Source organism: Corynebacterium sp. HMSC034A01, assembly GCF_001838175.1.
Taxonomy (GTDB): domain Bacteria; phylum Actinomycetota; class Actinomycetes; order Mycobacteriales; family Mycobacteriaceae; genus Corynebacterium.
In genome coordinates this window covers 50,832-68,222 of sequence record NZ_KV835948.1, presented here as the reverse complement: position 1 = coordinate 68,222, position 17,391 = coordinate 50,832, and the positions used below count along the sequence as shown (strand labels likewise).

21 protein-coding genes are annotated in these 17,391 nt (G+C 65.4%); 12 read left to right on the top strand and 9 right to left on the bottom strand.

Translation table 11 applies throughout. The features are described 5' to 3' along the window. Nucleotides 1-28: 28 nt before the first annotated feature. A complete protein-coding gene (locus HMPREF2791_RS11815; protein ID WP_141764919.1) occupies nt 29-199 on the top strand; it encodes a DUF4236 domain-containing protein in 171 nt (56 codons plus the stop codon). On the opposite strand, the gene HMPREF2791_RS04825 is transcribed toward HMPREF2791_RS11815, so the two are convergent. After that, nucleotides 178-1,059, bottom strand: coding sequence for an HhH-GPD family protein (locus HMPREF2791_RS04825; RefSeq protein WP_070844595.1), 882 nt, complete (start codon nt 1,057-1,059; stop codon nt 178-180). The two genes, HMPREF2791_RS11815 and HMPREF2791_RS04825, sit on opposite strands and share 22 nt — an antisense overlap. Between HMPREF2791_RS04825 and HMPREF2791_RS04820 the strand changes: the two genes are divergently transcribed. Further along, entirely contained in the window at nt 1,058-1,678 is a 621-nt protein-coding gene (locus tag HMPREF2791_RS04820) for a carbonic anhydrase (RefSeq protein WP_070844594.1), read from the top strand. The two genes, HMPREF2791_RS04825 and HMPREF2791_RS04820, sit on opposite strands and share 2 nt — an antisense overlap. A gap of 9 nt (nt 1,679-1,687) precedes the next feature. Next, nucleotides 1,688-2,368, top strand: coding sequence for a hypothetical protein (locus HMPREF2791_RS04815; RefSeq protein ID WP_070844593.1), 681 nt, complete (start codon nt 1,688-1,690; stop codon nt 2,366-2,368). Here the strand turns inward: HMPREF2791_RS04815 and HMPREF2791_RS04810 are convergent. From HMPREF2791_RS04810 to HMPREF2791_RS04800, 3 genes are all read right to left on the bottom strand, one after another. Beyond that, complete coding sequence (locus tag HMPREF2791_RS04810; protein WP_070844592.1) at nt 2,361-3,266, bottom strand: hypothetical protein; 906 nt, start codon at nt 3,264-3,266, stop codon at nt 2,361-2,363. The two genes, HMPREF2791_RS04815 and HMPREF2791_RS04810, sit on opposite strands and share 8 nt — an antisense overlap. 441 nt (nt 3,267-3,707) lie before the next feature. Further along, nucleotides 3,708-5,060, bottom strand: a complete 1,353-nt coding sequence (radA, locus tag HMPREF2791_RS04805; RefSeq protein ID WP_070844591.1) for a DNA repair protein RadA — start codon at nt 5,058-5,060, stop codon at nt 3,708-3,710. A gap of 87 nt (nt 5,061-5,147) precedes the next feature. Beyond that, nucleotides 5,148-5,693 carry a hypothetical protein gene (locus tag HMPREF2791_RS04800; RefSeq protein WP_070844637.1) on the bottom strand — a complete coding sequence of 182 codons (546 nt, stop codon included), beginning with the start codon at nt 5,691-5,693 and terminating at the stop codon, nt 5,148-5,150. Between the two features lie 167 nt (nt 5,694-5,860). On the opposite strand from HMPREF2791_RS04800, the gene HMPREF2791_RS04795 reads away from it, so the two are divergent. The 9 genes from HMPREF2791_RS04795 to rlmB all read left to right on the top strand — a co-directional run bounded on the left by HMPREF2791_RS04795 (nt 5,861) and on the right by rlmB (nt 13,957). Continuing rightward, nucleotides 5,861-6,451 carry a CarD family transcriptional regulator gene (locus tag HMPREF2791_RS04795; protein ID WP_070844590.1) on the top strand — a complete coding sequence of 197 codons (591 nt, stop codon included), beginning with the start codon at nt 5,861-5,863 and terminating at the stop codon, nt 6,449-6,451. A gap of 1 nt (nt 6,452) precedes the next feature. Next, complete coding sequence (gene ispD, locus HMPREF2791_RS04790) at nt 6,453-7,130, top strand: 2-C-methyl-D-erythritol 4-phosphate cytidylyltransferase (RefSeq protein WP_246825432.1); 678 nt, start codon at nt 6,453-6,455, stop codon at nt 7,128-7,130. Between the two features lie 155 nt (nt 7,131-7,285). After that, entirely contained in the window at nt 7,286-8,758 is a 1,473-nt protein-coding gene (locus tag HMPREF2791_RS04785) for an HNH endonuclease signature motif containing protein (RefSeq protein ID WP_141764918.1), read from the top strand. Then, nucleotides 8,755-9,240: a 2-C-methyl-D-erythritol 2,4-cyclodiphosphate synthase gene (gene ispF / locus HMPREF2791_RS04780; RefSeq protein WP_070844587.1), complete on the top strand. Its 486-nt coding sequence runs from the start codon at nt 8,755-8,757 to the stop codon at nt 9,238-9,240. The genes HMPREF2791_RS04785 and ispF overlap by 4 nt, the downstream gene beginning before the upstream one ends. A 62-nt stretch (nt 9,241-9,302) precedes the next feature. Beyond that, on the top strand, nt 9,303-10,556 hold the full coding sequence (locus HMPREF2791_RS04775) for a hypothetical protein (protein ID WP_070844586.1): 1,254 nt from the start codon (nt 9,303-9,305) through the stop codon (nt 10,554-10,556). A 9-nt stretch (nt 10,557-10,565) separates the two neighbouring features. Then, nucleotides 10,566-11,126, top strand: coding sequence for a hypothetical protein (locus HMPREF2791_RS04770; protein ID WP_070844585.1), 561 nt, complete (start codon nt 10,566-10,568; stop codon nt 11,124-11,126). Continuing rightward, nucleotides 11,127-11,684, top strand: a complete 558-nt coding sequence (locus tag HMPREF2791_RS04765) for a hypothetical protein (protein WP_070844584.1) — start codon at nt 11,127-11,129, stop codon at nt 11,682-11,684. An 11-nt stretch (nt 11,685-11,695) separates the two neighbouring features. After that, nucleotides 11,696-13,021, top strand: coding sequence for a cysteine--tRNA ligase (gene cysS, locus HMPREF2791_RS04760; RefSeq protein ID WP_070844583.1), 1,326 nt, complete (start codon nt 11,696-11,698; stop codon nt 13,019-13,021). A 3-nt stretch (nt 13,022-13,024) separates the two neighbouring features. Next, entirely contained in the window at nt 13,025-13,957 is a 933-nt protein-coding gene (gene rlmB, locus HMPREF2791_RS04755; protein WP_070844582.1) for a 23S rRNA (guanosine(2251)-2'-O)-methyltransferase RlmB, read from the top strand. On the opposite strand, the gene HMPREF2791_RS04750 is transcribed toward rlmB, so the two are convergent. The 5 genes from HMPREF2791_RS04750 to HMPREF2791_RS04730 are packed head-to-tail and all read right to left on the bottom strand — an operon-like array spanning nt 13,932 to nt 17,387. Continuing rightward, nucleotides 13,932-14,702 (bottom strand): CE1 family esterase, encoded by a 771-nt coding sequence (locus HMPREF2791_RS04750; protein WP_070844581.1) that lies wholly within the window; start codon nt 14,700-14,702, stop codon nt 13,932-13,934. The genes rlmB and HMPREF2791_RS04750 overlap by 26 nt on opposite strands. Next, nucleotides 14,684-15,379 (bottom strand): trehalose-phosphatase, encoded by a 696-nt coding sequence (locus tag HMPREF2791_RS04745; protein WP_070844580.1) that lies wholly within the window; start codon nt 15,377-15,379, stop codon nt 14,684-14,686. Before HMPREF2791_RS04745 ends, HMPREF2791_RS04750 begins: the two co-directional genes overlap by 19 nt. Continuing rightward, nucleotides 15,376-15,759 carry an META domain-containing protein gene (locus HMPREF2791_RS04740; protein WP_070844579.1) on the bottom strand — a complete coding sequence of 128 codons (384 nt, stop codon included), beginning with the start codon at nt 15,757-15,759 and terminating at the stop codon, nt 15,376-15,378. Before HMPREF2791_RS04740 ends, HMPREF2791_RS04745 begins: the two co-directional genes overlap by 4 nt. Beyond that, nucleotides 15,756-17,033, bottom strand: a complete 1,278-nt coding sequence (locus HMPREF2791_RS04735; RefSeq protein ID WP_070474653.1) for an alpha,alpha-trehalose-phosphate synthase (UDP-forming) — start codon at nt 17,031-17,033, stop codon at nt 15,756-15,758. The genes HMPREF2791_RS04740 and HMPREF2791_RS04735 overlap by 4 nt, the downstream gene beginning before the upstream one ends. Beyond that, complete coding sequence (locus HMPREF2791_RS04730) at nt 17,034-17,387, bottom strand: hypothetical protein (protein WP_070474650.1); 354 nt, start codon at nt 17,385-17,387, stop codon at nt 17,034-17,036. Nucleotides 17,388-17,391: the final 4 nt, after the last annotated feature.

The following is a 17,391-nucleotide window of genomic DNA, read 5'->3' as shown; positions in this document are numbered from 1 at the left end:
GCATGGGAAGCAGTGTAAGCTCCCCTCCATGGGAATTCAGTACCGCAAGCGCCAAAAGATCAGCGACGGCAGCTGGCTCAACTACTCCAAGTCCGGCGTGTCCGCATCACGGAAGATCGGGCCGGTCACCTTCAACTCCCGCGGTGGCGTGTACGTGAAGCTACCCGGTGGGCTGCACTACCGCGGCAGGTGGAAGTAGCCCTTCTCGTCCTGCTCAGCTAAACCGTCTTCGAGCAGGGAAAATAGCGCGCGGGAGAGCTGCGCGGGGTCGTGCCAGAGGGCGTCGATAAGCTTTTGCTCAACGGGGCTTTCAGACTCGCGCAACAGCCGCATGATCTTGCCGCGCACTTGGCGGTCGGTGCCAACAAACTTCTGAGTTCGCTTCTTCACCTCGGCCTCAGGCTTGCCGGCTGCGAGCCACGCGCACTCAGAACTCACCGGGCACTTTTCGCATTTCGGCGCCCGCGCGGTGCACACGAGCGCACCGAGCTCCATCAGACCCACCGAAAACTCTGGGCCGTTTTCCGCAGGGAGCAGAGCCGCAACCTGTTCGATCTCCTTCTTGCCGGGCGCCCCGAGCGCCTCGCCGCGCTCCACGCGCGCGACCACGCGCCGCACGTTCGTGTCCACAACCGGCACGTTTTTGCCGTACGCGAAGCACGCCACGGCCCGCGCGGTGTAGTCGCCGATGCCGGGGAGAGCCAGCAGCTTATCGACGTCCTCCGGCACCTCGCCGCCATGCTCATCCACGATGACCTGCGCACATTCCTTCAGGCGCAGGGCCCGGCGCGGGTAGCCCAGGCTGCCCCAGGCCCGCAGGATCTCGTCCGTGCCAGCCTGCGCGAACGCCGCCGGGGTGGGCCAGCGTTCCATCCACTCTTGCCAGATGGGGGCGACGCGCTCGACCTGAGTTTGGTGGCTCATCACCTCACTGAGCAGCACGCCCCAAGCGGACGTTGACGAGTTTCGCCACGGCAGCTCGCGGGCGTTGGCTCGGTACCAGTCGATGATCTTGTTTGGGCGCAGTTTCGTCACAATGCGTGCAACAATAGTGGTCATGACTGACGTAACCGATCTCCAGGCCGCCACCACACCCCGCGAGGTATGGGAGCTGTTGAAAGCCGGCAACGAGCGCTTCGCTACCGGCAACACCGCGGACCCGCGCCGCGACCCAGCCACCCGCCAGCAGCTCACCTCCGGCCAGAACCCGGCAGTGTGCGTGGTGGGCTGCTCGGACTCCCGTGTGCCCATTGAGCTGCTGTTCGACGCCGGCTTCGGCGACATCTTTGTCATCCGCACCGCCGGCGGCTGCGTGGACTCCGCCGTGTCGGCGTCGGTGGAGTACGCCGTGGACGGCCTCGGGGTGGACCTCGTGCTCTTCCTCGCCCATGAGAAGTGCGGCGCTGTGGGCGCCGCGGTGTCCGCGCTCGAGTCCGGTGACATCCCTCCGGGGCTGACGCGCGTGTTCGTGGAGAAGATTTCGCCGGCCGTGGCGGAGGCGAAAACCCGCGGCGAACAGGTGGAGCAGGCGCACGCCCGCAACGGCGCAGAGCACCTGGTGGCGCGCATCCCGGCCGTCATTTCCGGGCTGGAGCACAAGACGGTCGGTGTGGTCGGTGCGCGTTACCGCCTGTCCGACGGCCGTGTCGAGACCACCTACGAAAACTTCGGCGATTAAGTTATAGGCATGTCGAACCAGCGCCCACTGCCTCCAGAGATTTACATGCGCCGCCGCGTGGCGGCACTCGTCATCCTGCTGGTGGTTGTGGCGCTTTTGGTGTGGGGCCTGTCCGCGTTCGCCCGCAGCGGAAAGACGGACGAGACGGAAAACACCCCCGAAACCGTGGCGGAAGCCCCGTCCACCACCCTGGCCACCGAGCCGACGGTGCAGCTTTCCGAAGAAAGCACGACACCGACATCCTCGGAGGCACCCACCCAACCGAGCGAGGAAACCGCCGCCGCCCCGGTGAAGAAGGGCAGCTGCGAGTTGGCGGACCTGCAAATCCACGCGTCCAGCAACCAGCCCTCGTACGCTGTCGGGGTCCAGCCGGTGTTCTACATGGAAGTGGAAAACCCCACCGACACCGATTGCGTAATCAACCTGGACGACGACCTGCTGCGCTTCGAGGTCTACGACATGGCCACCAACGACCGCATCTGGTCTGACACCGACTGTTACCCGCCAGTCGCTGCAGGAAACGTCGAGTTCGCGCCGGGCGAGAAGCGCCGTTGGGAGGCCCGCTGGTCCGCCACTGCATCGCAGCCGGGGCAGTGCGACAATCGCCCGGAAGTGAAGGCCGGCTCCTACTTCCTGCACGGCGTGATCGGGGACAATGCCTCCGACGCCAGCCCCTTCAACATCACCTAAGCCGCTCGAGCGCCTGCGAATACGCGGGCGATCCCGAGAACACCCCAAAGTCGCGCAGGTAGTTAACGGCCCACCCCATCGCCTCCGCGTCACCTACCTCGCGCGCCCGCTGGTGCACGGACTCAAGCACCATCGCGGATTCCGCAAAGCGCTCGCAGCAAAACAGCGACACTGCGTTGTCGCAAAGCGTAAACAGCGTCTCCCGCGGGTTGTTCGACTCTGCGGCAACCGGCAGCGCCCACGACGAAAGGTCCACCGCCTCGGCCGCGCGCTGCGTTTTCTGCAGCGCTGTAACCACGTTGCCGACGTACTGAGAACCTAGACCCTCCGACGCGCCGCTGTCCACGTACTCGGAAAACGCGCGCTCAAGACGAGCGCGCGCCGACGGCCAGAGCTGCCCGAACCCGGGATCGGCCGCGGAGGCGACCCACTGCGCCACCGCCGACGCCCCTTGCAGACGCCACCACGGCGAACCGTGCCCAGCGTCCACAATGTCCTGGGTAGGGGAGACTAGGTACAGCGCCGCGTCGAACTCGTCGGTGCTCAGCAGCCTGCGCATCACCAGCGAATACCGGCGCAGGGCGGTGTCAGGCTCTTTGCCGGCCGTGTCCAGCAGCAGGCAGGCCGCGGCGTCGCGCATCGCGCCCAAGTCCATGTAGTTCGCGGCCTTCACCAGCGCGAGATCTACTTCTTCCATGCCGGGGCACATGCGCTCCGGCAGCTGCGACAGCGCGTTCAGAAACGCCAGGGTGTCCAGGGGTCGCCGCGCTTCGTCCGCAAGCAGGGCGAGCTGGAACACCACCACGTAGTCCAGCGACGGGTGGAACGCCACCGCGCCGGCCGCGTCGAAGATCTGGCGGGCCTGCTCCGTGCCCAGGTCCAGGTCCTGCAGCACCATCCACCTGCTCCACCAGCTGGTCCGGCTCCGGCAGGTGCGTCCCGACGGGGGACGACAACGAAAACACCACCGTGTCCGCGAAATCCGCCAGGTCGAGGCAATACCCATCCACGCGCCTGCTCGTCCCCCCGAACGCCTCCGCCAGCGACGCCACCCGCGGGCCCGTGCCCGGCCAGCGCGGGGAGGTGAACCGCACGAGTGGATATTCCCCCAACCCAGCGTCCACCGCGGCCGCGAAGAATTCCCCGAGGGCGCCCATCGCCTCCGCCGGATGCTCGATGAACGGCTCGGTGCCGGAGACCAGGCCCAACGCCTGGTCGTGCAACCCTCCCCGCAACAGAAACGTCGCCGTCTCGATGACTGCAACTACGTGGTGTGTATCTGCCGTGTGTTCGCGGAGCACGTGAATAGCCCGCTGAATTTCCCCCTCATTCATGGCGCCTACTGTAGCAAGGACAGCGCCTCCGCGAGGGTGGAGACGGGGCGGACCGTCAGGCCGTCGATAGACAGCTTCTCACCGGCAGGCACGATCGCGCCGGTGTAGCCCATGCGCGCCGCTTCTTGGAGGCGCCGGCCGAGGTTGGGCACGCGCCTGATCTCTCCCGCCAGACCCACCTCGCCCACAACCACCGTTTTCGCAGGCAGTGGCTTCTCGTGCAAGCTCGACCAAGTGGCAAGCGCGACCGCGAGGTCCGTGGCCGTCTCCGTGATCTTCACCCCGCCGACGGTGGCCACGTACGCGTCCTTATCGTTCGTGCGTTCCCCGCAGCGCGCCTGCAGCACCGCCAGCACCATGGGCACCCGGTTGAAATCCAAGCCGGTGACCACGCGCCGCGGGCTCTTATTCACCGGGTCCACGGTCAGCGCCTGCACCTCGGCGAGGATGGGGCGCACGCCGTCCATCGCCACCGTCACCGCCGACCCGTCCGGCGTTTGCCCGCGGTGCGACAGGAACAGCCCCGACGGGTCCGGCACCTCCCGGATGCCGCCGGAGGTTTGCTCGAAGCAGCCGACCTCGTCGGTGGCGCCGAAGCGGTTCTTAATGCCCCGGAGCATTCTTAGCGACGACTGCCTGTCCCCCTCAAAGTTCAACACCACGTCCACCAGGTGCTCCAGCACGCGCGGGCCGGCGACGTTGCCGTCCTTGGTCACGTGCCCCACCAGCAGCACCGGGATGTTCGTGGTCTTGGCCAGCGTGGTCAGCGCCGCCGTGACCGCGCGGGACTGCGCCACGCCACCGGCCACGCCTTCGACGCCAGCCGCGTGCATGGTCTGCACCGAATCCACAATCAGCAGCGAGGGTTTCAGCTGCTCCACGTGCCCGAACACCACGTCCAGGTTGGACTCGGCGGCAAGGTACAGCGTGTCCACCAGCGCCTCGGTGCGCTCGGCGCGGGCCCGGACCTGACCCGCGGACTCTTCGGCCGTGACGTAGAGCGCCTTGCGCCCCTGCTTCGCCCAGCGCGAGGCCACCTCCAACAGCAGGGTGGACTTGCCCACGCCGGGCTCGCCCGCCATCAGCACGACAGAGCCGGGAACCACGCCGGAGCCGAGCACGCGGTCCAGCTCCCGGATGCCCGACTTCACAGTTTTCGTCGCCGCAGCCTCGACCTTCGTGATCGGGCTTGCGGGGGCGGACGGCGTCAGCGAGGACGTCTTCACCGGGCCCGACGCAACCGGCGCCTCCTCTTGGAGCGTGCCCCAGGACCCGCACTCGGGGCAGCGGCCGAGCCACTTGGGGGAGGAGTAGCCGCACTCGGTGCAGGTGTGGATCACACGGGGTTTCTTTGCCATGCGGCACACCGTATAACACGGCCCCGACACGGCGTTCGAACACGAAAAAACCGCTGGTCAAACCAGCGGCAAATTCTAAAAGAGGAACTAAACCTCGCGGTCCACCTGGCCGGAAGCCAGCGTCGGTGCGGACACGGTCGCGTTCACGTCCACGGAGCCGGTGTCGAACTTGAAGGTGACCGGGACGTTGCCGCCGTAGGCGAAGCCCTGGTTCACCAGGGAGGTGGCGGTGTACTCGATGCAGTTGTCGTTCTTGTCCTGCGGCATGCGCTCCAGGCCGTCCTTGGAATCCGCGACCAGCGCGCAGTTGTAGGCGATAGCGGAGGTGCTGGAAACGGTCGCCGGCTTGCCGTCCACCTCGACGGACTTCAGGGTGTGGTCCTTCATGGAGGTGTCCTGGTTGGTGGCGGTGAACTTCAGGGCGGCCTGGCCGTCCTCTGCCAGCACCACGGTCACGTCGTGAACGGCGACGGAGCCGTCCTCGGTGGAGGCGCTAGCGCCGTCAACGGCCGCCACCTGGTTCGAGGTCTGGGTGATCTGGCCGGCGGAGCAGCCGACGAGGGCCAGGGTTGCGCAGCCAGCGACGGCGGCGGCAGCGACGCGCTTCAGGGACTTCACGGGGGTGTCCTCCATCATCAAACTCATTCGAGGGTTTTCTCCGCATTACTCTAGCGTCCGCACAGCAAGTTTTCCCACTTGCTCCCCCTATTGGGCGAGCCGACCTTTGGTCGTCGATAAGCAAAATGCTCGGTGGTAGGGTGTTGGGGTCTGAACTTCGCCTAACGACGCAAGGAGCCGCAATGGAATTCAAGGTCGGAGAAGTGGTCGTGTACCCGCACCACGGAGCGGCCCGCATCGCCGACATCGAGCAGCGCGAGATGCGCGGGGAGACGCTCGATTACCTGGTGCTGCAGATTCTCCACTCGGACCTTGAAGTGCGCGTTCCGGTGAAGAACTCCGAGCTCGTCGGTGTGCGCGACGTGGTCAACGAGGAAGGCCTGCAGAAGGTGTTCTCCGTGCTGCGCGAGACCGATGTGGAGGAGGCGGGCAACTGGTCCCGCCGCTACAAGGCCAACCAGGAGCGCCTCGCGTCCGGCGACATCAACAAGGTGGCCGAGGTGGTCCGCGACCTCTGGCGCCGCGACCAGGGTAAGGGTCTTTCCGCTGGTGAGAAGCGCATGCTGGGCAAGGCGCGCCAGATTCTCGTCGGCGAGCTCGCGCTGGCGGAGCCGGTGGACGAGAAGAAGGTCGACGAGATGGACAAGCAGATCCAGGCCATCATCGACGAGCAGGTCAAGGCCGGCATCTCCGTTGATCCGGGCCAGGTCGACGACGATGACGAGGTGGACCTGGACGACCTTTCCTTCGACGACGAGGACGACGACAAGTAAATTGCGCCGCGAAACTGTGGCGGTCGTCGCCGCCGCCGGCCAGGGAACCCGCCTCGGCGCCGAGGTGCCCAAGGCGTATGTGGAGCTCGGCGTCCGCACGCTGCTCGAGCGCTCCGTGGCCACGATGTCCGAGGTAGTCGACCATGTCGTCGTGGTAGTCAGCCCGTCGATGGAAGCGCGCGCTCGCGAACTTCTCGCGGACTATACGGTCCAATTCGTGCACGGGGGCGCGGAGCGCGCGGACTCCATCTTCGCCGCGCTTAAAGCAATTTCGCTTGACGACGCCTGCGTGGTCGTTCACGATGCCGCCCGCGCATTGACTCCTGTTTCGATGGTCTCCCGCGTGGTCGACGCGGTGCTGGGCGGCGCCCCCGCCGTCGTGCCCGTGGTGCCGGTGGCGGATACGGTGAAGCGGGTGTCGGGGGACGTTGTCGAAGCAACCCTGGACCGGTCCGCGTTGCGCGCCGCCCAGACGCCGCAGGGCTTTGACCTGCGGATGCTGCGCGAGGCGAACGAAAAGTACCTCGCGGAGAAGCCCGCGTTTGTCGCCACCGACGACGCCTCGTTGATGGAGTGGTTCGGGGTGCCGGTCGCGACCGTGGAGGGGGATCCCATGGCGTTCAAAATCACCACCCCGCTGGATCTGAAGCTCGCGGAAAGCGTGGTCGGCGCAGCCTAAGGCCCGTGTCGGGGTCGTTTGCTATAGGTACGCGTGGGGGACTCTTACCTTCTTGTGTGTTCGAAAAAGAGTCCGAAAAAAGTTCTAGAAAACCCTTGACATGAAATATGTGTCGGCATTATGTTCGATAGTAGTTTCGGGAAGGAGGGTGAGACATGAGCGGAACTTTTATCACTGAGAAGGAAGGTTGCCCAGTCGCTGCTGCTGGCCAGGCGATGCGGGAAGCGGAGTTTGCAGTCTTCCACAGTTACGCCAAGCCGTTGGTGGAAGTGGAGGACTTCGAACTAGAGGCCCATTCGATCGCGATGGCGGTAGGGGAGAGCCAGAGTTGGGCTGAAAGCGGGATTCTTGGGTATTCGGTGCTGGCGGATCTGCCGAAGCTGCGTGCGTTGCAAGAAGCGACCCGAAGGCTAGATGTTCGGCGGTTGTCGGCCATCGAGTCCACGCTGAACCGCCTCAACGATCTGGCTACGCCAGACATTCTCGCGGACATGGATGAGTATCTGGTCAAGGTATTCACGCCGAGGCGGGTGGGGGCGGAGTTGCCGTCGCCAAGCTCGCTGCGTCGCCGTCTGCGCGAGCGGATCCAGCGCATCGATTCCGACCTCGCGCCGAACCAAAAGAAGATCAAGGAGCGGAAGAAAGAGAAAGACCTGCCGTTCGGCACCTGCCGGAGCATCTTCTACGGCCAGGACGACGGCGATGCCGGGCTGAATGTGGAGGGCGACCCCGTCACGGTCGGCCTGATGGAGCGTTTCGCCGAACAGGTGGCGCGCGAGCACAAGCTCTCAAGGGACGACGCGATCAAGGCAATCCTCACCGGCGAGATTCGTGCGACGCCGAAGGTCGTGCTCTACATGTTCACCTCGAAGACGCCGGGCAGCTCGTACTACATCCCGAACTTCGGGTGGACCGACGCCGACGGCACCGCCGCGGTAGAGCAGATGCTGGAGGACAACCCGCCTCACATCGTGGACCTTGACGAAGCGGAACATGCCGAGACTGAGGCATACGTGCCCACCGCCGCCATCCGTGCGCTGGTGCAGGCCCGCGACGGGGTGTGCCTCTGGCCCGGCTGCAACGTGAAAGCCGAAAACTGCCAGCTGGACCACCGCATCCCGTACGACGAGGGCGGCAAGACCACCGCGTCCAACCTGTTCAGCCTGTGTGCCCACCACCACAACGTCAAGACCGATCGCCGCGTCTACTACGCGCCTGACCCGGTCACCGGCGAAATCGTGTGGCTGCACGCGGACGGTACCTTCCAGGTCTCCGCCCCGGAAGGGTTCATCACCGACTACCTGCAGCCGGTGAACCCGAGATGGAAGACGACGCTGGAGCAACGCCGCCAGAAACGCAAGGACCGTGCCGAGTTTTACAACCGCTGCCACTCTGCGGTGGAGAAGTACGAAAACGACTTCGACTACGACGCATGCATGGCCACGATCCGCGCGATGGAGGACAGGTTCGGCATGACATTCGAGTATCCGCCGAGTAAGGAGCCGGAGGACACCCTAGATACCCTCGCCGCGCTGGAAAAGCAATGGAAGGAGATTGAGCTCGAGGAGATGCAGGGGTACTACGCCGTCCACGACTTCGGCGAGCCTGAAGTAGCGTCGTACCTATGACAAATCTTCGAGTAGGCACGGCGTTCGACGCCCACCAGATCCAACCCGGGAAAGAATGCTGGATCGCCGGCATCCTCCACGAAGGCCAGGACGGCTGCGAGGGCCACTCGGACGGCGACGTGGTCAGCCACGTCATCGTCGACGCCGTATTGTCCGCCTCCGGCCTCGGCGACCTCGGCTCCTTCGTCGGCGTCGGCCGCCCGGAGTACGACGGGGTTCGCGGAATACAGCTGCTGCAGGAGCTCAAAGAGCTTCTCGACGCCCACGGCCACAGCGTCGTCAACGTCTCCGCCCAACTCATCGGCCAGAGCCCGAAGATGTCGCCGGTGCGGGAGGAAGCGGAACGGGTGCTCTCGGAGGCCCTTGGCGCACCGGTGTCTGTCTCGGCGACGACCACGGACCACATGGGGTTCACAGGCAGCGGCGAGGGCCGCGCGGCCATTGCGACGGCTTTGGTGGAACGAAAGTTCCCTATTCCGTAACTAAAGTTCCCTACCTGCGGTTTTAGCTTCCGTCCAGGAAGTTGGAGGGTTATCGTGACCGCATGCGAAAAATACGTACAGCGCTCGCTGCGGTGCTCGGAACGGTCGCGGTGGCCCACGCCCCCATCGCGGCGGCGGTCCCGGCGATGCCGCAGGGGTACCCCATTGAGAACCTGGACACGGAGTGCAGCGCCGGTGTCACGCCCGAGTGGCGCTACGGCGAGACTGCCCGCCGCTACCTCGCGGACGGCACCCTCCAGTTCACCAACCGCACCGACCAAACCGTGCCCTACACGGCAACGGTGGAGACGGGCACAAACCGCAAGATCGAGGCCAACTCGAAGGCGGCCCTGCCCAGCGGCTGGGACACCACCGCGAAGGCCGACATCGGCCTGAAGGAGTCCAACGGCTGGATCGAGGGCGAGACCTTCGGCCCGATCAAGCTCGGCCCGGGTGAGTCGTTCCGCGTGGATTACGGCGTGCTGGAGAAGGACTTCATCTCCATGTTCGTCACCTGCGACAACGGCGTGCTGCGCAACGCCCCGGGCGCGAACGTCATCCGTGGCACCGGCCCGGCGGAGCGCTACGCGTTCGCGTACATCATCAAGGCAGACGGCTCCGTGTCCAACCTGGCCATGGAGATCCCTGCCCGTGCTGAGGGCGCGAACTCGAAGCCTGCCGGCGACACGTACACCGCCACCTCTGGTCCGAGCTTGGAGAAGGTGGCGGGGGAACGGGACGCCGTCGTAAAGCCTGATGCTTCCTTCCGCCGCGACGAAGAGTGGCCGCAGCTGAACGAGCCCGCACGCGAGGGCGACAAGTCCTGGTACCCGCACGACATCGAGGCGGTCGCGCCGACCTTCCGCAAGCCGGGGTACTCGCAGGACTTCCTCAACTGGTCCAAGGGTGACTACACCTTCCGCCCCGTGACGGATTACGTCGTCGGCGCGGAGAACAACCAGTACCTCAACTGGATGGGCGAGGATGGCAGGCTGCCGGAAGGCTGGCTCAGCTCCGTCGGGGCGGTCAAGCGCGCCTACATGCCGGTGAACACCCCGCTGAAACCCATCGACCTGAAGCCGGGCGACCGCGTCCGCGTCGAGTACGGCACCACGATGACGCGCATCAACTACAGCGAAATCTCCGCCGGCCGCGACGGCAAGTACTCCCGCGTGGTGACGCACCCGCAGTCGGCGGCGCCGTCCGGTTTCTGGGCGGAAGCCACCGTGACCAGCAAGGACGGAACCAAGCAGGTCATCGACGTCACCCCGGACGAGTACCGCAACCTCCCCGTACCCACCCAAACCTACCTCTAAGGAATAACCATGAAACGCACCATTGCTCTGCTCACCACCGCCGCTGTTATCGCTCTCGCCCCGGCCGCCAACGCCCTGCCGCAGCGCACCTACGACGAGACGAACCCGACCACCATCGGCGACAAGTGCGCCAACCCGGGCGACCGCGGCCAGACCGTGGAGATCGTCCGCAGCTACTTCGACGGCTCCGCCGGCACCTGGACCGTGGCCAACTACAACGACGAGCCGCTGCCCGTGACCCGCTCCATCACCGAAACCAAGACCAAGACCTGGAACGTCACCGCGGGCCTGAGCTTCGACGTGGCCAAGCTGATCCAGTTCACCTTCTCCACCAGCTACACGAACGAGCAGTCCTACGAGGTCGGCGAAAAGGTCGGCCCGTACAACATCGCCCCAGGCAAGACCGCTGTGCTGCAGGCCGGCTGGATCGTCTCCGACTTCAAGGGCCAGGAGACCGTGTGCGGCGAGGGCGGCACCTGGGAAGCGGCCGGCAACACGTTCACCGCGACGATGCCGAAGGAGCGCCACGTCCGCGTGAGCACCCGCGAGAACACTGACTGGGGTGCGTAAATGAAGCGGGTGATCCCTGCGCTGGTGGCAGCGTTGCTGTTTGCTGCTCCCGCCAACGCGCAGCCTTACGACTTCGAGCTCCCGCAGCGCTGGAACGAGGACCTCGCCCCGGGTAGCTACTGCGCCACCCCGGGCATGACCGACACCTACGTCGACGCCACCCGCCGCTGGTTCAAGCAGACCGACGCCGCGAGCGTGGGCAACGACACCGAAGGTCCGGTGCCGGTGGAGCAGACCGTGAAGGAGAAGCGGGTGCAGACCTTGGAGGTCTCCGGCACCTTCACGCCGAAGGGCGACCTGGTGAAGAACGTCTCCCGTGCGTACGGCTGGAACTACGTGCACCAGGCCACCTGGTCGCTGAACCAGGTGGTCGGCCCGTACACCCTCGATGCCGGAAAGCAGGGACGGCTGGTGTGGGGCTTCACCATGCTCGACGGCGACGCGCAGGACGTGAAGTGCAGCGCGGACCAGGTCTGGGAGCCGGTGGGTAAGCCGTACGAGTTCAGCGTTCCGGAGGCGCGCTACTCGGAGCTCAAGGTGGACGAGTCGTCTCTGTAGACTGCGGTGTTGTGAAGCAACGCATTTTCGACACCAAGACCCGCACACTGCGCGACTTCGAGCCGATTAGGCCCGGCCACGTCTCGATCTACCTGTGCGGTGCCACCCCGCAGGCCAAGCCGCACATCGGGCACCTGCGCTCGGGTGTCGCGTTCGACATCGTCCGCCGCTGGTTTTTGGCCAACGACTACGACGTCGCGTTCGCACGCAACGTCACGGACATCGACGACAAGATCCTGACCAAGGCGCGCGAGCACAACCGCCCCTGGTGGGAGTGGGTCTCCACCTACGAGCGCGAGTTCACCCGCGCCTACGACACCCTCGGGGTGCTGCCGCCGTCCGTCGAGCCGCGCGCGACCGGGCACGTCACCCAGATGGTCGACTACATGCAGCGGCTTATCGACGCAGGCTTCGCCTACACCCGCGAAGGATCCGTCTACTTCGACGTGAATGCCTGGGTGAAAGCCGGCGGGGACTACGGTTCGATCTCCGGCAACAAACTGGAGGACATGACGGGCGACGACCCGGACTTCGCCCTGTGGAAGGCCGCGAAGCCCGGCGAGCCGAGCTGGCCCACCCCGTGGGGCCCGGGCCGCCCCGGCTGGCACCTCGAGTGCTCGGCAATGTCCACGTGGTACCTCGGCTCCGAGTTCGACATCCACGGCGGCGGGCTGGACCTGCAGTTCCCGCACCACGAGAACGAGCAGGCGCAGTCGCATGCGGCCGGCGACAATTTTGCGCGCTTCTGGATGCACAACCACTGGGTGACCATGGCGGGCGAGAAGATGTCGAAGTCTCTCGGCAACGTGCTGTCCATCGACGCGATGCTCGAGCAGGTACGCCCGGTTGAGCTGCGCTACTACCTGGGTTCGGCACACTACCGCAGCGTGCTGGAGTACTCGCCGGAGGCGTTGCAAGAGGCGGCTGCCGGCTACCGGCGCATCGAAGAGTTTGTCAAGCGCGCCGGTATGCCCGAGCCCACGACCTGGACCGACGGGTTCGCCGAAGCGCTCAACGACGACTTCTCCGTGCCCAAGGCGCTCGCCGAGATCCACAACCTAGTCCGCGAGGGCAACAAGGCTTCTGATCCTGCTCCTATCGCAGCTCAAGTGCGTGCGATGGCGGCGGTGTTGGGGGTGGATCCGGGGGCGTGGCCGGCGTCGACAAGCAATAGCAACGCGCTGGATGTGCTGGTGCGCGCGGAGCTGGAGCGCAGGGCGACCGCCCGCGCGGAGAAGGACTGGGCGACTGCCGACGAGGTGCGCGACAGGCTGGCTGCGGCCGGCATCGAGGTGACCGACACGGCCGACGGGCCGCAGTGGCAGGTGAAGGAGTAGATCATGGCGAAACCGTATGAGCGGCCTGACAAGCAAAAGAAGAACAAGAAGGGGCCCACGAAGGGCTCCGGCGGGCAGCGCCGCCGCGGCCTGCGCGGCAAGGGCGCAACCCCGAAAGCGGAAGACCGTGTCTACCACGCAGCCCACAAGCGCAAGCTGGACCGGCAGCGCCGCGCGCAGGGGCGCCACGACCGCGAGGTCGCCGACATGGTAGTCGGCCGCAACCCGGTAGTGGAATGCCTCAAGGCGAAGGTGCCGGCGGAGGCGCTGTACGTGGTCGCTGGTACCGGCCACGACCAGCGGCTGAGCGAGGCGGTCGGCATGGCCAATTCGAAGGGCATACCGGTGCACGAGGTGCCGCGCCAGCAGCTCGACGCGATGACCGGCAACGGCATGCACCAGGGCCTCGGGCTGAAGATCCAGCCGTATAAGTACGCGGACTTTGATGATTTGCTCGAGTCCGTGGACGGCCCCGGCATGTTCGTGGTGCTGGACAACATCACCGACCCGCGCAACCTCGGCGCGGTGATCCGCTCGACCGCGGCGTTCGGGGGTAATGGCGTGATCATCCCGGAGCGCCGCTCGGCGCAGGTCACCGGCGTGGCCTGGAGGACATCGGCCGGCACCGCGGCGCGGCTGCCGGTGGCGCGGGTGACCAACGTGACCCGTACCGTCAAGCAGTTCAAGGACAACGGCTACACCGTGGTCGGCCTCGATGCGGGCGGCGAGCACACCCTGGACACCTTCGACCAAGCCACCGACAACGTGGTCATCGTCGTCGGCTCGGAAGGCAAGGGCATCTCGCGCCTGGTGCGTGAAAACTGCGATGTCATCATGTCCGTGCCCATGGAGGACTGGGTGGAATCTCTCAACGCCTCCGTCGCGGCGGGCGTGGTGTTAAGCGAGTTTGCTAGGCAAAGAAGAATTCGCGGATAAGCTCCCCGCCGGTAGGGGACTTCGGGTTGTGGCCCAGCCGCGGGTCGAGGTCCTTGTTGACTGGCACCATGTGCCCGGCACCCTCGAGGGAGACGAGGCGCACCGGGTGCTCGCCGGTCCAATCGTCGACGCGGAGCTTTTCGCTTGTCGACGTTACGTGGCCGGTGCAGCCGTTTAAGTTCGCAAAGAACTCGGCGGAGTTGAGGGCGGACCGGGTTTCTCCCCGGTTGTTGCCGCCGATGCCGGCGATTCCGCCGTCGTAAGGCACGAGCTTGTCTTTTGTGCCCTGGACGGCCAGGAGTTTCGTCGGCTGGTAGTTGTCGGCGGTGGTCAGCGTGTTGTCCGCGGTTGGCATCGACGCGCCGAAGGTGGCGGCGCCGGTGAGCAGGCCTGGGGCGTCGAAAAGCAGGCGCATAATCATCTGCCCGCCGTTGGAGAACCCGCAGCCGATCACCGTGTCGGCGCTGTAGCGCTCGACGAGCTTGATGAGGAAACCGACGTCGTCGATGCGCATGCGGCGCGCATCCTCGTTGAATCCCGCCCGCAGATCGTTGAAGTGGTGCTTGACGCCGTCCGGGTAGACCACGGTGGGGCCGAGGCCTTCGAAGGTGCGGTCGGTGAAGTTGCGCAGCACGTTGCCGGACTGCAGCGAGCCGTGCAGGACCACAAGGAGGGCAGTGGCGTCTCCCGGGACTTCAATCCAGCGACGCTCGTGGCCCTGGTGGACTAGCGCGTGGCGCTCCATGCTTCCCTTTCGTCGGCGAGTTGGGTGAGCAATTGTGCCATGGCATCGACGTCCGGTACCCGGCGGGTCGCCCCCGATGGCTTTGTGCCGACCTTGATACCGAGGTCGTTAGGGGTAAGGACCGCCATCGCGTGCTCGTCCGTGTCGTCGTCGCCGGCGAAAATGGTGCGGTCGAAGGCCTGCTTGTACGCGTTGAGCCAGGTGCCCTTGGTGACCTCCACCGCGGAAAACTCCACCACGTTGTGGCCCTGGGTTTTCGGGCGGCCCTGGGTGTCGATGGCGTTCGCAGCGGCGAGGATGGCTTGTGCGGTATCCGGGTTTTGCACCTTCGCCACGTGGAGGACACGCTGGTACGGCTTGACCTCCACGTATGCGCCGTTGGTGGCGAGGGCGTGTAGCTGGTCCTCGATACGGTCGAGGTAGGCGCGGTCTTGGTCTTCGAGTTGCGGACCCGGCTCCGCGCCGTGGGAGCCGGCGAGAGTGACCGGTAGGTTTTGCGGGAGGACCTGCTTGATGCCCTCGATATGGCGGCCGGTGAGGACCGCCACTTCCGTTTCTGGGATGGCAGCGAGGCGGCGGATGGCGGCTTCTGATTCTGGGTGGATGCGGACCGCGTACGGGTCCGGGTCCAGCTCGGCGAGAGTGCCGTCGAAATCCAAACACACGAGAAGTCTCATCGCATCAGCCTTAGCGTTTCGCCGGATTCTGCCACAAGGATCATCTCGAAGTCCGCGGGGTGGGACACCCGGAAGGTCGTGTTCGCGGTGAGCAAGTGTTCTATCTGGTCGTGCGTGTGGCGGGCCCAGCCGGAGCAATCGCCTGGGTCGCTGAGCTTGATGTTTTCCAGGGTGATGGTGTCTTCGCCCTCGAACGAGCCGGACACGTCGGCGCAACCGGTGGTGCCGGTGAACCTTTGGTCGTCGATACGCACGCGCGCCACCGACGCCTCAGTGGCGGGCTGGTCCTCGCTGGTGCGCAGCGAGACAACCTGCCATGTCGGGGCAGAAACGCAGGCGGCCAGGGTGAATAGCGGCAGGATTGCTAGAGCGCGCTTCACAGCTCCTCCAGGAAAGACTTCGCCCACGCGGCCACATCGTGCTCCATCACCCAGTCGTGCATGTGGCGCATACGCGCCGGGTCCGGGTCGGTGGCCTCGAGGATCGCCTCCTTGATGGACTCCAAATCGAACGGGTTGCACAGGTACGCCTGGTCGAGCTCCACGGCGGCGCCCGCGAACTCGGAGAGCACCAGCGCGCCGTCCGCGTCCGGGTGGGCTGCCACATACTCCTTGGCCACCAGATTCATACCGTCCTTGAACGGGGTGACCAGCATGATGTCCGCGGCGGCGTAGAAGGTGCCCAGGTGCTCCTTCGACACGCTGCGGTGCACGTAGTGCACGATCGGACGGCCTACCTCGCCGAAGCGGCCGTTGATGCGCCCGATAGCTTCCTCAACCTGCTTGCGGGTGGTGCGGTAGTGCTCAATGCGCTCGCGCGACGGGGTCGCGATCTGGACAAACGCGATGTCGGAGAGCTTGCCCTCCTCCAGCAACGACTCTATGGCCAGCAGGCGCTGCAGGATGCCCTTCGTGTAGTCCAGGCGGTCCACGCCGAGCAGCAGGTGCCTCGGGCTGCCGACGGCGCTACGTAACGCTTTGACCTGATCGTCTGTCGCAGTTGCGATCTCCCCCGAATCGATGGAGATGGGGAAGGTGCCGGTGCGAATCTCGTCTGTGAGTAGGAGGAAGTTGTCCTCGTCGGTGTGGCGCTGGAAGCCGATCAGATCGCAGCCCTTCAGCCCCTCGAGGATCTCCTCGCGCCACGGCAGCTGCTGGAACAACGCGGGAGCGGGGAAAGGGATGTGCAGGAAGAAGCCGACGGTCACGTCCGGGCGGATCTCCTTGAGCATCCCCGGGACGAGCTGGAGCTGATAATCCTGCACCCACACCGTGGCGTCTTCGGCGGCGGCCTTCGCGGCTGCCTCCGCGAACTTGCGGTTCACCTCAACGTAACGGTCCCACCATGCCTGGTTGTACTCCGGCTGGACAATCAGATCGTGGTAAAGCGGCCACAGCGCAGAGTTGGAAAAGCCCTCGTAGAAGCCCTCAAAATCATCCTGGTCGAGGGAGACAGGCAAAAGAGAGATGCCGCCGAACTCGAACGGCTCGAGCGCCTCCCCGATGTTGCCGGGCCACCCCACCCAACAGCCCTCACGGGCACGCAACACCGGAGCGAGGGCAGCGACCAGGCCGCCAGGGGAGACCTCGTAGTGGTCTCCCACCTTGTCCACCGGCAGGCGGTTCGCCACAACGACGAACTCGTTGTCCCCCATTTAGGCCTTCTTGGCAGTCTTCTTCGTCGACTTCTTGGTGGCCTTCTTCTTCGTGGCTTTCTTCTTGGTGGCCTTCTTTTTAGTCGCCTTCTTCTTCGTGGCTTTCTTCTTCGTCGCCTTCTTCTTGGTGGCCTTCTTCGGAGCTTCCTCCTCGGCCTCCTGCTCCAAATCCTCCACGTAGCGCTTGTACACGAAGCCCTTCGGGGCGACCCCCAGCATGGACATCAGAGTCACGCCGTCCAGGAAATCCTCGGCGTACGTTGCCACGATCCGACGGGCACCCGAAGCCGTCTGCTCCTCAACAGCATGCATCGCCTCGGCAGTAGGGCGCGAATCGGTGATCTTGGGTGGCACTACG

Coding starts and splice junctions, on each gene's coding strand:
- HMPREF2791_RS04820 (WP_070844594.1), top strand. CDS start 1,058: ATGACTGACGTAACCGATCTCCAGGCCGCCACCACACCCCGCGAGGTA.
- HMPREF2791_RS04810 (WP_070844592.1), bottom strand. CDS start 3,266: ATGGTGCTGCAGGACCTGGACCTGGGCACGGAGCAGGCCCGCCAGATC.
- rlmB (WP_070844582.1), top strand. CDS start 13,025: ATGGCGAAACCGTATGAGCGGCCTGACAAGCAAAAGAAGAACAAGAAG.
- HMPREF2791_RS04775 (WP_070844586.1), top strand. CDS start 9,303: ATGCGAAAAATACGTACAGCGCTCGCTGCGGTGCTCGGAACGGTCGCG.
- HMPREF2791_RS04765 (WP_070844584.1), top strand. CDS start 11,127: ATGAAGCGGGTGATCCCTGCGCTGGTGGCAGCGTTGCTGTTTGCTGCT.
- HMPREF2791_RS04735 (WP_070474653.1), bottom strand. CDS start 17,033: ATGGGGGACAACGAGTTCGTCGTTGTGGCGAACCGCCTGCCGGTGGAC.
- HMPREF2791_RS04825 (WP_070844595.1), bottom strand. CDS start 1,059: ATGACCACTATTGTTGCACGCATTGTGACGAAACTGCGCCCAAACAAG.
- HMPREF2791_RS11815 (WP_141764919.1), top strand. CDS start 29: ATGGGAATTCAGTACCGCAAGCGCCAAAAGATCAGCGACGGCAGCTGG.
- HMPREF2791_RS04750 (WP_070844581.1), bottom strand. CDS start 14,702: ATGGAGCGCCACGCGCTAGTCCACCAGGGCCACGAGCGTCGCTGGATT.
- ispF (WP_070844587.1), top strand. CDS start 8,755: ATGACAAATCTTCGAGTAGGCACGGCGTTCGACGCCCACCAGATCCAA.
- HMPREF2791_RS04815 (WP_070844593.1), top strand. CDS start 1,688: ATGTCGAACCAGCGCCCACTGCCTCCAGAGATTTACATGCGCCGCCGC.
- HMPREF2791_RS04800 (WP_070844637.1), bottom strand. CDS start 5,693: ATGGAGGACACCCCCGTGAAGTCCCTGAAGCGCGTCGCTGCCGCCGCC.
- radA (WP_070844591.1), bottom strand. CDS start 5,060: ATGGCAAAGAAACCCCGTGTGATCCACACCTGCACCGAGTGCGGCTAC.
- HMPREF2791_RS04770 (WP_070844585.1), top strand. CDS start 10,566: ATGAAACGCACCATTGCTCTGCTCACCACCGCCGCTGTTATCGCTCTC.
- HMPREF2791_RS04785 (WP_141764918.1), top strand. CDS start 7,286: ATGAGCGGAACTTTTATCACTGAGAAGGAAGGTTGCCCAGTCGCTGCT.
- HMPREF2791_RS04745 (WP_070844580.1), bottom strand. CDS start 15,379: ATGAGACTTCTCGTGTGTTTGGATTTCGACGGCACTCTCGCCGAGCTG.
- HMPREF2791_RS04795 (WP_070844590.1), top strand. CDS start 5,861: ATGGAATTCAAGGTCGGAGAAGTGGTCGTGTACCCGCACCACGGAGCG.